This window comes from Pararhizobium sp. DWP3-4 (assembly GCF_049898205.1).
In the GTDB taxonomy this organism is placed as follows: Bacteria; Pseudomonadota; Alphaproteobacteria; order Rhizobiales; family Rhizobiaceae; genus Pararhizobium.
The window spans coordinates 487681-500923 of the sequence record NZ_JAFCXF010000001.1 but is presented as its reverse complement, the minus strand read 5'-3'; the positions used below and the strand labels follow the sequence as shown (position 1 = coordinate 500923).

Annotated in this window: 13 protein-coding genes; 9 read left to right on the top strand and 4 right to left on the bottom strand. The window is 60.9% G+C overall.

Going from position 1 to position 13243, the window contains the following annotated elements; genetic code table 11:
• Positions 1 to 80 precede the first annotated feature (80 nt).
• Genes ACP7E6_RS02390 through ACP7E6_RS02375 form a run of 4 tightly spaced genes read left to right on the top strand, consistent with a single transcriptional unit; the run spans position 81 to position 5245 of the window.
• Positions 81 to 1670 (top strand): ABC transporter substrate-binding protein, encoded by a 1590-nt coding sequence (locus ACP7E6_RS02390; protein WP_426227549.1) that lies wholly within the window; start codon positions 81 to 83, stop codon positions 1668 to 1670.
• Entirely contained in the window at positions 1670 to 2779 is a 1110-nt protein-coding gene (locus ACP7E6_RS02385) for an ABC transporter permease (RefSeq protein ID WP_426227548.1), read from the top strand. Before ACP7E6_RS02390 ends, ACP7E6_RS02385 begins: the two co-directional genes overlap by 1 nt.
• Entirely contained in the window at positions 2776 to 3603 is an 828-nt protein-coding gene (locus ACP7E6_RS02380; RefSeq protein ID WP_426227546.1) for an ABC transporter permease, read from the top strand. The genes ACP7E6_RS02385 and ACP7E6_RS02380 overlap by 4 nt, the downstream gene beginning before the upstream one ends.
• Positions 3596 to 5245, top strand: coding sequence for an ABC transporter ATP-binding protein (locus tag ACP7E6_RS02375; protein ID WP_426227544.1), 1650 nt, complete (start codon positions 3596 to 3598; stop codon positions 5243 to 5245). The genes ACP7E6_RS02380 and ACP7E6_RS02375 overlap by 8 nt, the downstream gene beginning before the upstream one ends.
• A gap of 60 nt (positions 5246 to 5305) precedes the next feature.
• Here the strand turns inward: ACP7E6_RS02375 and ACP7E6_RS02370 are convergent, their stop codons facing one another.
• Positions 5306 to 5647, bottom strand: coding sequence for a hypothetical protein (locus tag ACP7E6_RS02370; protein WP_426227542.1), 342 nt, complete (start codon positions 5645 to 5647; stop codon positions 5306 to 5308).
• Between the two features lie 67 nt (positions 5648 to 5714).
• Positions 5715 to 6500 (bottom strand): helix-turn-helix domain-containing protein, encoded by a 786-nt coding sequence (locus ACP7E6_RS02365; protein ID WP_426228516.1) that lies wholly within the window; start codon positions 6498 to 6500, stop codon positions 5715 to 5717.
• A 134-nt stretch (positions 6501 to 6634) separates the two neighbouring features.
• Here ACP7E6_RS02365 and ACP7E6_RS02360 point away from each other — a divergent pair, with 134 nt between their 5' ends.
• Positions 6635 to 8224, top strand: a complete 1590-nt coding sequence (locus ACP7E6_RS02360) for an ABC transporter substrate-binding protein (protein WP_426227540.1) — start codon at positions 6635 to 6637, stop codon at positions 8222 to 8224.
• 24 nt (positions 8225 to 8248) lie between these two features.
• The gene (locus ACP7E6_RS02355; RefSeq protein WP_426227538.1) at positions 8249 to 10252 is read left to right on the top strand and encodes a CocE/NonD family hydrolase; all 2004 of its coding nucleotides are present in this window, start codon (positions 8249 to 8251) and stop codon (positions 10250 to 10252) included.
• On the opposite strand, the gene ACP7E6_RS02350 is transcribed toward ACP7E6_RS02355, so the two are convergent.
• On the bottom strand, positions 10245 to 10649 hold the full coding sequence (locus tag ACP7E6_RS02350) for an ACT domain-containing protein (RefSeq protein WP_426227536.1): 405 nt from the start codon (positions 10647 to 10649) through the stop codon (positions 10245 to 10247). The genes ACP7E6_RS02355 and ACP7E6_RS02350 overlap by 8 nt on opposite strands.
• Positions 10650 to 10945: 296 nt before the next feature.
• Here ACP7E6_RS02350 and msrA point away from each other — a divergent pair, with 296 nt between their 5' ends.
• On the top strand, positions 10946 to 11590 hold the full coding sequence (gene msrA / locus ACP7E6_RS02345) for a peptide-methionine (S)-S-oxide reductase MsrA (protein ID WP_426228514.1): 645 nt from the start codon (positions 10946 to 10948) through the stop codon (positions 11588 to 11590).
• Here the strand turns inward: msrA and ACP7E6_RS02340 are convergent, their stop codons facing one another.
• Positions 11591 to 12508 (bottom strand): alpha/beta hydrolase, encoded by a 918-nt coding sequence (locus ACP7E6_RS02340; RefSeq protein ID WP_426227534.1) that lies wholly within the window; start codon positions 12506 to 12508, stop codon positions 11591 to 11593.
• Positions 12509 to 12637: 129 nt separating this feature from the next.
• Between ACP7E6_RS02340 and ACP7E6_RS02335 the strand changes: the two genes are divergently transcribed.
• The gene (locus tag ACP7E6_RS02335) at positions 12638 to 12892 is read left to right on the top strand and encodes a type II toxin-antitoxin system ParD family antitoxin (protein WP_426227532.1); all 255 of its coding nucleotides are present in this window, start codon (positions 12638 to 12640) and stop codon (positions 12890 to 12892) included.
• Between the two features lie 2 nt (positions 12893 to 12894).
• A complete protein-coding gene (locus tag ACP7E6_RS02330; protein ID WP_426227530.1) occupies positions 12895 to 13200 on the top strand; it encodes a type II toxin-antitoxin system RelE/ParE family toxin in 306 nt (101 codons plus the stop codon).
• Positions 13201 to 13243 lie beyond the last annotated feature (43 nt).

Genomic DNA, 13243 nt, shown 5'->3' with positions numbered 1-13243 from the left:
CATTCTAGGAACACACGATCGGTAACAATTGCAGAAAACAATAAACGGCGAAAAGCCATACAACAAAAAGGAACAGGGGAATGAGTGACTACAAGAACTATCTCGCCAATCAGGTCATGCTGGGCAAGATGAACCGCCGCGAATTCATCGGTCGCACCGTGGCTGCCGGTGTGGCGCTCTCCAGCGCCGGCATTTTGTTTGCCTCCAGCGCTGAGGCACAGGAGCCGAAAAAGGGCGGCCACCTGAAGCTCGGCCTGGAAGGTGGTTCGGCCACCGATGCGCTTGATCCGGCCAAGGCGCTGTCCCAGGTGCTGTTCTGCGTCGGCCGCAACTGGGGCGATATGCTCGTCGAATCCCATCCGTTGACGGGTGCAGCCGTACCGGCACTGGCTGAAAGCTGGGAACCCTCGCCGGATGCCGCCGTCTGGACATTCAAGATCCGCAAGGGCGTGATGTTCCACGACGGCAAGGAACTGACCATCGCCGACGTCGTCAAGACGTTGCAGCGCCATACCGACGAGAAGTCGGAATCCGGAGCGCTCGGCGTCATGAAGTCGATCAAGACGATCGAGGAAAACGGCGGAGATCTCGTCCTGACCCTGACCGAGGGCAATGCCGACCTGCCGTTGCTTCTGTCCGACTACCATCTGATCATCCAGCCGGGCGGCGGTTATGACAATCCGAACGCTGCTATCGGCACCGGTCCCTACAAGCTGACCAGCTTCGAGCCCGGCGTACGTGCCACATTCGAGAAGAACCAGAACGACTGGAACCCGAACCGCGGCTATGTCGACAGTGTCGAAATCATCAACATGAACGATGCGACGGCGCGTATTGCGGCGCTCTCCTCGGGCCAGGTTCACTATATCAACCGTGTCGATCCGAAGACCGTGGCGCTCTTGAAGCGCGCGCCGACCGTCGAAATCCTTTCGACTGCCGGCCGTGGCCATTACGTCTTCATCATGCATTGCAACACCGCGCCGTTCGACAATAACGACCTGCGTATGGCGTTGAAATACTCGATGGACCGCGAGAACATGGTGCAAACCATCCTCGGCGGCTACGGCAAGGTCGGAAACGACTTCCCGATCAACTCGACCTATGCCCTCTTCCCGGAAGGCATCGAGCAGCGCGCCTACGATCCGGACAAGGCGGCTTTCCACTACAAGAAGTCCGGCCACAGCGGCCCGGTCCTTCTGCGCACGTCGGATGTCGCCTTCCCGGGTGCGGTCGATGCGGCGGTGCTCTATCAGGAGAGTGCCAAGAAGGCCGGCATCGAAATCGAAGTGAAGCGCGAACCCGGCGACGGCTACTGGTCGAACGTCTGGAACGTGCAGCCCTTCTCGACATCCTACTGGGGCGGCCGCCCGACCCAGGACCAGATGTACTCGACGGCTTACCTTTCGACTGCCGACTGGAACGACACGCGCTTCCTGCGTCCCGACTTCGACAAGGTGCTGCTTGAAGCCCGCTCGGAGCTGGATGAAACCAAGCGCAAGGACATGTACCGCTCGATGGCCATGATGGTCCGCGACGAAGGCGGCCTGATCCTGCCGATGTTCAACGACTTCGTAAACGCCTCCACCAAGCAGGTGAAGGGCTATGTCCACGATATCGGCAACGACATGTCGAACGGTTACGTCGCAACCCGCGTCTGGCTTGACGCTTGATGACGGGGGACGGACCGATCAAGGGTCCGGCGTTGATAACGGGTACTGCTACTGCGGGGGGCGAAAGCCTCTCGCAGCCTGCGCCCGTTTCCGGAGCAATGGTGACGCCCGAATCGGCCGTCACCGGTACGTTCTGGCGCCGTTTCACCCTTCGCCGCCCCTTGGCGGCTCTCATCGTCCAGCGTCTTGGTTTGAGCGTTGGTCTCCTTTTCGCCGTGTCGCTGATGATCTTCGGCGGCGTGGAAGCCTTGCCGGGTGATTTCGCCACCACCTATCTCGGCCAGTCGGCCACTCCGCAAGCGGTGGAAAACATCCGCAAGGATCTTGGCCTAGACAAGCCGCTTGCCGAACGCTACCTCACCTGGCTTGGCGGCGCGGTGAAGGGCGACTTCGGAAAATCCTGGGCCAGCAAGAACTCCGTCAGCGAGCAAATCGGCAAGCGGCTTGGAAACTCCCTGTTCCTGGCCTTCTTCGCCGCAATCGTGTCAGTTCCCCTCGCCGTCGCCCTCGGCATGCTCGCCGTGCAATATCGGAACCGGCTACCGGACAAGATCATCAACGTGATCTCCCTGGCCGCCATCTCGCTGCCGGAATTCTTCGTCGGCTATCTCTTGATCCTGTTCTTTGCCGTTCAGATGGGGGTCGCGACCTTCCCTTCCACCGTCTACGACAGCATGGGCTTTGGTGAACGGCTCTCCGCCATCGCGCTGCCGGTGGCAACTCTGGTGCTGGTGGTTCTTGCCCATATGATGCGCATGACCCGTGCGGCCATCCTCAACGTCATGGCATCTGCCTATGTCGAGACGGCGGAACTCAAGGGCCTCAGCGCCTTCCGCATCATTGCCAGGCACGCCGCTCCCAACGCCGTCGCCCCGGTCATCAATGTTATCGCGCTCAATCTCGCCTATCTCGTGGTCGGCGTCGTCGTGGTGGAAGTGGTGTTCGTCTATCCGGGCATGGGCCAATACATGGTCGATGCGGTCACGGTGCGCGACATGCCGGTGGTGCAGGCTTGCGGCCTGATCTTTGCCGCCTTCTACATTTTCCTCAACATGGCGGCGGATATTCTCGCCATCCTCGCCAATCCGAGATTGAGGCACCCACGATGAGATTGAGCTCCATTCCCCTTAGCGCCTGGGTCGGCCTCATCGGTATCGCCTTGTCCCTGTTCTGCGCCATCTTCGCACCCTGGATCGCGCCGTTCGGCGAACGCGATGTCGTCGGCGATATATGGCTGCCGATGGGCGGCGACTTCCTGCTCGGCACCGACAACCTTGGCCGGGACCTCTTGTCCCGCCTGATCTTCGGGGCGAGAACGACGATCTTCGTGGCGCTTGCCGCAACGGTCATCTCGTTTTCGCTCGGCATGCTCCTGTCGTTCACGGCGGCCGTCACCGGCGGCCTGATCGATCAGCTGTTCTCGCGCTTCAACGATCTGATGATGGCCATCCCGACGCTGATTTTCGCGCTGGTCGTGCTGGCCGTCCTGCCGCAGCAGCTGTGGATCCTGATCCTAGTCATGGCCATCCTCGACAGTACCCGCGTCTTCCGCATCGGCCGTGCCGTGGCGCTGGATGTGGCCGTCATGGAGTTCGTCGAGGCAGCACGCCTTCGCGGCGAAGGCACCGGATGGATCATTTTTCGGGAAATCCTGCCCAATACCCTATCGCCGCTTCTGGCCGAGTTCGGCCTGCGCTTTGCCTTCTCCATCCTGTTCCTCTCCACCCTGTCCTTTCTCGGCCTCGGCATTCAGCCCCCAGCCGCCGACTGGGGCGGCATGGTCAAGGACAACAAGGACGGCATCATCTTCGGCATCTCGGCGGCACTTGTGCCGGGTGGTGCGATTGCCGGCCTTGCGATCTGCGTCAACCTCGTCGTCGACTGGCTGATGAAGCGTACCTCGAGCCTCAAGGGAGGGCGCGGCGATGCCTGAATCTTTGCCTAACAAAAGTCTTTTGTCCGTCAGGAACTTGAAGATCGAAGCCACCAGCTATCCGCCGGGCGAGCCGCCGAAAACGGTGACCCTGGTGGAAAATGTCTCTTTCGACGTCCAGAAGGGCAAGGTGCTTGGCCTGATCGGCGAAAGCGGTGCGGGCAAATCGACGATCGGCCTCTCTGCCCTCGCCTACGGCCGTGGTGGCGCCGCGATCACCGGCGGTCAGGTCCTGCTCAACGGCAAGGACATCCTGACGCTCGGCCGCGACGGTGTCCGCACCATCCGCGGCTGCAGGGTCTGCTATGTCGCCCAATCGGCAGCCGCAGCCTTCAACCCGGCCCACAAGCTCGGCGAACAGGTGATCGAGGCGGCACTGCGCCACAAGATCATGACCCGGCCGGAAGCCGAAAAGCGGGCCTTGTATCTGTTCCAGGTGCTCGGCCTGCCCAACCCGGAAACGTTTGGCGACCGTTATCCCCACCAGGTCTCCGGCGGCCAGTTGCAACGCGCCATGACGGCCATGGCGCTCTGCCCCAATCCGGAACTGATCGTCTTCGACGAGCCGACCACAGCGCTTGACGTTACCACGCAGATCGATGTGCTGGCGGCGATCAAGCATGCGATCGAGGAGACGCATACGGCGGCCCTCTACATCACCCACGACCTTGCCGTCGTCGCCCAGATTTCCGACGACATCATGGTGCTGCGCCACGGCAAGACCGTCGAATACGGCACGACCAGGCAGATCATCGAGGCGCCGAACGAGGACTACACGCGAGCGCTGGTCAGCGTCCGCCAGGCGCGGCGCGAGGAAGCCAGGGATCAGAGCAACACGCTGCTGAAGATCGACCATATCAGCGCCGGATACGCCAATGGCTTCAAGGTGCTGCACAATGTGTCCATGCACCTGCCGAAGGGCCAGACGCTGGCGATTGTCGGCGAAAGCGGTTCCGGCAAGTCGACGCTCGCCCGCGTCATCACCGGGCTCCTGCCGCCCTCCGAAGGCACGATCACCTTTGACGGCAAGGTGCTGCCGAAGGCGCTGAGCGGGCGCAGCAAGGAAGAGCTGCGCCGCGTGCAGATGATCTACCAGATGGCCGATACGGCGATGAACCCGCGCCAGACGGTGCGTGACATCATCGGCCGCCCTATCTCCTTCTACTACGGCCTGCATGGGGCAAAGAAGACGGAGCGGGTCAAGCAACTGCTCGACCAGATCGAGATGGGCGACCGTTTCCTCGACCGCTACCCGGCCGAACTGTCGGGTGGCCAGAAGCAGCGTGTGGCGATCGCAAGGGCGCTGGCGGCAAAGCCGGAACTGATCCTTTGCGACGAGCCGACCTCGGCGCTCGACCCGCTGGTGGCCGAAGGCATCCTGAATCTGCTTCTCAGGCTTCAGGAGGAAACCGCTGTTTCCTATGTCTTTATCACCCACGACATCGCCATCGTCCGCGCCATCGCCGACTCGGTCGCCGTCATGCATCGCGGCAAGCTGGTGCGCTTCGGGCCGAAGTCGAAAGTGCTCTCGCCACCGTTCGACGACTATACCGACCTGCTCTTGAAGTCGGTTCCGGAGATGGAAATCGGCTGGCTGGAAAAGGTTCTGACCACCCGCCGGATGGAAAGCGCCGGCAACTGAACCCCACAAAAATGGCCTTCCCTTCACGCATTTATTGAAGGGAGGAACGCCGTCAGCTGTCTATTTGGTGTTACAACTGACATCGCCCAGCCGCTGCATGGGCTGGTTGTTTGCGGTGACCGTCGTTTCGCCCTTGGTGGCGCAATCGGCTTTTTCGGATAATCCGGAACGCACCCGGACAAGCGGCTGACCTTCGATCATGATGCCTGGAACGATTTCGTAGAGATCGGCGGGGCAATTGACGACATCCGACAGCCTGAGCGCCGGCGCGCCGCCGATGAAAACACTCGACGCGCCGGACATGGCGCAGCCGGCAAGCGGCGAAGGCGCGGTATCGCCGGCAAGAGCAGGCGGGGCGGAAAAGCCGATCAGCATCAATCCGGCAACAACCACCTTCAACATGACAATATCCTTCCCGCTTGCGTCGCCCGAACCTTATGACGAAACGGACAGCAGCGCGACGGGCTGCCTAGAAATTCTCCGGAACGGACAGGATGCCGGATGACGGCGTATCAAAATAGCCGCGCACGGTTGCCGGCAATTGCCGCGAGTTTTCCGGCAACACGCCGCAGCGCGACAAAACTTGGCGCTTGTCCGGATTGGTGCCGAGATGGCGCCAAATGACGCGCGAGGCGTAAGGCAGGTTTTCCTTGCGCCAGGAAACCCCCATGGTGACGCCGCGCAGATAGACCCTCTGATGCACCTCGAACGGGATCAAAATCGTCTGCGACATCATCGGCTGCCGGCTGACGCTGCGCTCGGTGATGAAAATGCGGTTTCTCAGGAACGCCGCCAGCCCCACATATTTCGAATACTGCCGGATCTCGTGGGCCGCATCACGGATGCGTTCGATCGATTTGACGTGGACGGAACCGTTTTCCTCCAGAAGCCGGGCACAGGAACAGACGACAAGGCCCGGCCAGGAGGGTGATAGATGATAGGTCTGGAAATAGCCCAGATGGCGGCGAAGAGACGGCAGATCGCCCGGAAGTCCTTCCAGCAAAAGGCCGCCATCCACCCTGCGCTGATCCGGGCGCATCATGCGTGTCTGGAATACCGACGAGGCAAGGGAAAAGTCCTGAGCCCCCACCCCGAAGAATGCCGCGATCCGGGCAAGGTTGTGCGCCGACGGCCGGGCTTCACCGGAAATATAACGGTTGAACTGCTGGCGATTGATGCCTATCTCCCGGCAGATCTGCGATATCGACGGCCGCGTGGCGCAGGCAAAGCGCAGATTTTCCGTAAAAGCATCGATACCGGACACGGACAATTCCCTTCGCAGTTTTTCATAGCGTAAAGTCGCGTCAATCAGCGTCAAGTCGCGAAATTGTGCCAATCGCTTTTACCGTTACGTTTCCTGATGAAAAACAACGATAAAGGGAACAGCGAATGCGTGATTTCACCCACAAGCCCGACGGCCTGATTGCCAGCGGCGACGTCAATCGCCGGACTTTCCTCGGCGGCACGGTTGTGCTCGGTCTTGGGGCAGCTTTCTCCGGCACATTGATCGCCGGCAAGGCGAGCGCGGAAGAGCCCAAGCGTGGCGGCCACCTCAAGCTCGGCCTCAAGGGCGGCGCCACGACCGACTCACTCGATCCGGCCACCTATAGCGGTTCCGTCCTGTTCACCATCGGCCATCTCTGGGGCGATACGCTGGTTGAGTCCGACCCCAAGACCGGCGCAGCCCTGCCTTCCCTTGCCGAGTCCTGGGCGCCTTCTCCCGATGCCTCAGTCTGGACATTCAAACTGCGCAGCGGCGTGACGTTCCACGATGGCAGCCCGCTGACCATGGCCGATGTCATCGCCACCCTGAAGCGCCATGCCGACGAAGGCTCCAAGTCCGGAGCACTCGGCCTGATGCGCTCGATCAAGACGATCGAGGACAAGGGCGGCGAGCTTGTCCTGACGCTGACCGAAGGCAATGCCGACCTGCCGCTGATTCTCACCGACTACCACCTGATCATCCAGCCAGGCGGGGGCGTCAGCAATCCTACCTCGACGATCGGAACCGGCCCTTACAAGCTTTCGAGCTATGAAGCAGGACTGCGCGCCATCTTCGAAAAAAACGCCGCCGACTGGCGCTCGGATCGCGGTTTCGTCGACAGTGTCGAGATCATCGTGATGAACGACAACACGGCACGCGTCGCAGCGCTTGCCTCCGGCCAAGTGCATTTCATCAACAATATCGATCCGAAGACAGTCCCGATGCTGAAGCGCGCGCCAAAAGTCGAGATCCTGAAAACTGCAGGCAAAGGATTCTACAGTTTCCTGATGCATTGCGACACCGCGCCCTTCGACAATACCGACCTGCGGCTGGCGCTGAAATACGCCATCGACCGCCAGGCCATTCTCGACCGTATCCTGGGCGGCTACGGCAAGATCGGCAATGACTATCCGGTCAACGAGAACTATGCGCTGGCCCCAGAGGAGATTGAACAGCGCACTTATGATCCGGACAAGGCGGCGTTTCATTACAAGAAATCCGGCCACGACCGGCCGATCCCGCTGCGCACCTCGGACGCCGCCTTTGCCGGCGCCGTCGATGCCGCCGTGCTGTTTCAGGAAAGCGCCGGCAAGGCCGGCATCCAGATCGAAGTCCAGCGCGAGCCGGAAGACGGCTACTGGACCAATGTCTGGAACGTCCAGCCGTTCTGCGCCTCCTACTGGGGCGGCCGCCCGACGCAGGATTCGCGCTATTCGACATCCTATCTGTCGACGGCCGAATGGAACGACACCCGCTTCAAGCGCGACGATTTCGACAAGCTTCTGCTGCAGGCACGCTCCGAGCTCGACGAGACCAAGCGCAAGGACCTCTATCGCACCATGGCGCTGACGGTCCGGGATGAAGGTGGCCTCATCCTGCCGGTCTTCAACGACTATGTGAATGCCGCCTCGACATCGCTGAAGGGCTTTGTCCACGATATCGGCAATGACCTTTCGAACGGCTATGTGGCAAGCCGCGTCTGGTTCGACAATTGAAACGGAATGACGAAGATGGATAGCATGTCGAAACGCAGTTTCACCCTGATCGAGAACGAGTGGATCATTCTCGCCGACGGCACCCGGCTTTCCGCCCGCATCTGGATGCCGGACGGCGCTGACGCCAGCCCCGTTCCGGCGGTGCTCGAATATCTGCCCTACCGCAAGCGCGGCGGCACCAATGCCCGCGACGAGTCCACCTATCCGGTCCTTGCGGCGGCCGGCATTGCCGGCGTCCGTGTCGATATCCGCGGCTCCGGCGAAAGTGACGGCGTCATCGACGGCGAATACACGCCGCGCGAACTGAGCGACGGCTGTGAACTGATCGCCTGGATCGCCGCCCAGCCCTGGTCGAACGGCAATGTCGGCATGATGGGCATTTCCTGGGGCGGCTTCAACTGCCTGCAGGTCGCAGCCCTCAAACCGCCGGCGCTGAAGGCGGTGATCTCGATCGCCTCCACCGTCGATCGCTACAATGATGACATCCACTACAAGAACGGCACCCATCTTTCCGCCCAGCTCTCCTGGGCCGCAACCATGCTTGCCTATCAGTCGCGCTCGCCCGATCCGGCCTTGGTCGGCGACAAGTGGAAGGACATGTGGCTGGAGCGGCTGGAAAACGAACCCTATTTCATGGAGGAGTGGCTCGAGCACCAGCGCCGGGACGCATTCTGGGAGCACGGCTCGATCTGCGAGGATTTCGAAGGCTTTCCGGTTCCGGCCATGGTCATTGCCGGCTGGGCCGACGGCTACCGCAACACGCCGATGAAGGCAGCTGAAGGTCTGGGCGACAAGGTGAAAGCCCTGATCGGTCCATGGGTACACAAATATCCGCATTTCGCCTGGCCAAAACCGCGTGCCGATTTCCATGGCGAGGCGATTGCCTGGTGGAACCACTGGCTGCGCGGCGAAGAAACCGGCGTCGAAGCGCTGCCGCAGATGCGCGCCTTCATCCTTGACGGCCCGAAACCGGCATTGCGCCGCAATGTCGAGCCCGGTTTCTGGGTGGCCAAGGACGAGTGGCATCCGCCCGAAATGCAGACCTTCTATATCGACCAGTTCGGCAGCCTTAACGAGGGCATGCCGATTGCCGGCGCCCATGATCACAACGCCTACCTGAAATCGCCGCTCGACACCGGCACGGCGTCCGGCGAATGGTTCACCCTGAAACCCGACGCCGAAATGGCCGGCGACCAGCGCATCGACGATGCCGGTTCGCTGACCTTCGAAACGGCGCCGTTGACAGAGGCCGTCGATTATCTCGGACAGCCGGTGCTGACGGTTGAGCTGACCTGCGATGACGATTGGGCCAATCTTGTTGTCCGTGTCGTCGATATCCATCCCGACGGCAGCGCCACCCGCGTCACATTCGGCGTGCTGAACCTTGCCCACCGCGATGGCAATGCCGAGCCGAAGCCGATGGAAAACGGCAAGAAGACCAGGGTGCAGCTGGTGCTCGACGCCTGCGGCTACCGGTTTGGCGTGGGGCATCGCATCCGGCTGTCGCTCTCCACCGCCTATTGGCCGATGATCCTGCCCGCCCCGTCCGATCCCGGCCTGACGCTCGATCTCGCCACGCTGGGACTGGCTATGCCAAAGCTCGGCGAACATCAGGTCATCACCATGCCGGAGCCAACCAATCCCGATCCATTGCCGAAATATATCGAGCATACGGCCGGCAGCACCCGCCGCCGGGTCGAGCGCGATATGACGACAGGCCGGACGCACTATTACATCTACGAGGATGGCGGCCTGACCGAGCATCCCGATACCGGCCTTGCCACCCAGGATATCCGCGACGAAACCTGGACGATCGCTGCGGACGATCCGCTGTCGATGACGGGTGTCTCGACCTGGACCTGTATCGCGAAACGCGAAAACTGGTCGGTCAAGACCGTTTCGGTCTCGCGGATCGCCTGCACGGCGACCGAATGGCTGACGTCTGCTTCCGTGGTTGCATTCGAGGGGGAGACGCAGATCTTCGAAAAAACTTTCGACGAAACGCGCGTGCCACGCGATTTCATGTGAGAACGGGGGTGGCCTCTGCCAGGGCCGCAAGTGCCCGTTCCGCATCGTCAGCAGGCACGAAAATGTGGTCGTGGTGATAGGCCGCGACCACATTGGCGCTGATGCCATGCCGCGTCAGCGCCACCGCGACCGCCGCCGTCAGTCCGACAGCCTCCAGAGCGGAATGCACCGTCAGGGTGATGCACCGCATCACCGGGCCATAGCTCAGCCCGGCCTTGTCGGCATCAGCCTTTTCGACAATCAGGGTCAGCCCCTCGTCCTCGCGAAAGAAGCCCAGCGGCTTCAGCGAAAGCCATTCATCCGCATCTGCCGGAACGCTGCAATAGACATAGTCGCCCGGCCGCAAGTCCGGCCGCATCTCGCGCAACAGCGTTTCGAGATCGGTAATGCCGCTCATTTCTCTCCCCTTGCCTTAACCCTGCTGGATCACGCCGACGTGTATCCGGCTCGGAGGCTTGTCACTTTGGCGTTACGCACGCAATTGCGATTTGACCAGCCTGCCTCTGTTGGCCAGAGTTTGCTCATAAAGCAAGGGCGCATGTCGCTGCAATCGGTAGCGGGTGCCCGTGCCAAAGCCATCGAAGGAGGATTATCATGCCGCAGCTTGGAAAAGACAGGATTTCGAACGCAACCAAACGCCCGCTCATTTTCGGGCTTGCCGGCGTGACGGCCATTGCCGCTGCGGTGTTTTCGATGTCCTCGACGTTCAGCAACGCGGCCGAAGAGGCCGTGGTCATTCCGCCTCCGGCCATCGACGAGGCAGCGACTGCCACCACGGAGAAGGCTGTGTTCGCCGGCGGCTGCTTCTGGGGCGTGCAGGGCGTTTTCCAGCATGTGAAGGGTGTCAAGAACGCCGTCTCCGGCTATTCCGGCGGCGCCAAGGATACTGCCACCTATGAAACCGTCAGCGGCGGCGATACCGGCCATGCCGAGGCCGTCGAAGTCACCTATAATCCGAAGATGGTCACCTACGGCCAATTGCTGCAGATCTATTTCTCGGTGGCGCATAACCCGACCCAGCTGAACTACCAGGGCCCGGACCACGGCACGCAATATCGCTCGGAAATTTTTGCGACCAACAGCGAGCAGAAGAAAATCGCGCAAAGCTATATCGCCCAGCTCGACAAGGCGAAGGTATACGGCGAACCGGTGGTCACCAAGGTGTCCGAGATGAGCGCCTTCTATCCGGCCGAGGAATATCACCAGGATTTCTTGACGCTCAACCCGACCTATCCCTACATCGTCTACAATGACATGCCGAAGATCGAAAACCTCAAAGCGTTGTTCCCGACGGAATTCAGCGCCACTCCGGTTCTTGTTCTGAAAGCCAAGGGCTGATCAGAGCGTCCCGACGAGATTGCTGACACCCCTGCACAACCACATGAAACCGTCGCGCGCGCCCTCGCTCATGTGACGGGCGCGCAGCCACGCATGGATCATCTGCGGTTCGTCACGGTAGGTGACGTTGACGCCCGCAGCGATCAGCCGCTGCGCATAAAGAGCGGCATCATCGCGCAGCGGATCGAAATGCGCCGCGGTAATATAGGCAGGCGGCAGGCCGGAAAAATCGGCCGCTTTCAAAGGGTTGGCAAAGGCATTATCTGCAGGTGCCTTCAGGACGTCACGGTAATAGGCGACATCGGCGCTCGTCAGGCCCGGCGCCTCAGCCATCTCGGCATAGGAACCCGAGACAAGGTCACCACCGAGCCCCGGATAGATCAGCACCTGCCCAACGATACCATTGATTGCCTCGGCCTTGGCCTTCAGCACCATTCCAGCCGCCAGATTGCCGCCGGCACTGTCACCCGCCACGACCAGCGGCCGCCCATCGGCCAACAGCCATCGCAGCACCTCGAAACAATCGTCAAACGCGGCCGGCCAGACATGCTCCGGTGCCAGCCGGTAGTCGATGGACACCAGTTCCGCCTTTGCCGCATGCGCAATCTCGGCGCAGATGGCATCATGGCTATCCAGCGATCCGACGACGAAACCGCCGCCATGAATATAGAAGATACGGGTCTGGGTCGCGATTTCTGCTGGCTGATACCGGCGAACCGGAATACGCCCGCCAACCGCCTCGTCCTGCCGCGTCAGCCCTTCCGGCGACGGTGCATCGAACTCGGCGCACAGCGCGTCATACCATGCGCGCTGTTGCTGGATGGAGGCATCGACGGCATCGGCCGGATAGAAATCCTGGCAGCGCTTGTGGAAGGCAAGAATGCCCGGTTCGGTGGGGATTGGGCGATCTTTGGTCATGAAGAAACGATCCTGATTTGATACCCGAACATACCCGGATTTTTGGACCGTTGTGTCCTCAATCCCACATCCTGCAATCCCCAGCTGTCTGGGTATGACAATGTCATGCACCCATGTTAATATCTGCGCATGCGAACCAGCAAACCCATCACCGTCACGCTTGGAAAACAGCAGGCTCTGCTGGAGGATCGCCTGAAGTCAGGTGCCTACGAATCCGCCAGCGAAGTTATCCGCGCCGGTTTGCGTGCGCTTGACCGCGAAGAGGCTGCTTTGAGCGAGATCATGCGCGCGAAAATCCGGGAAGCAATCGACGATCCCCGGCCTGATGTAACGGCCGCCGATGTCTTTGCGCGCCTTCGCGCCCGTCATGCCGAAGGGCAGTGAGCATGGCCTACAAGATCGTCTTCCGTCCCTTTTCGGAACACGATCTTGTCGCACTCTATGAGTACATCGCCGAAAACAGCAGCCATGATCGGGCCGGAGCCTATATTGGCCGTATCGAACATGCATGCATCTCCCTTGCTGAATTTCCCTTTCGTGGCGCAAAGCGCGACGACCTTTATCCGGGTCTGCGGATCATTGGCTTTGAACGGCGCGCATCGATCGCGTTCGTCGTGGATAGCGAGACTGTTCGCATCCTGCGCATTTTCTACGGAGGCCGGGATTTTCCCGAGGACTGGGAAGACAGTTGATCGAGAGAGTTACGCCAAACCTTTGTGAGCCTTGCCATCTCCC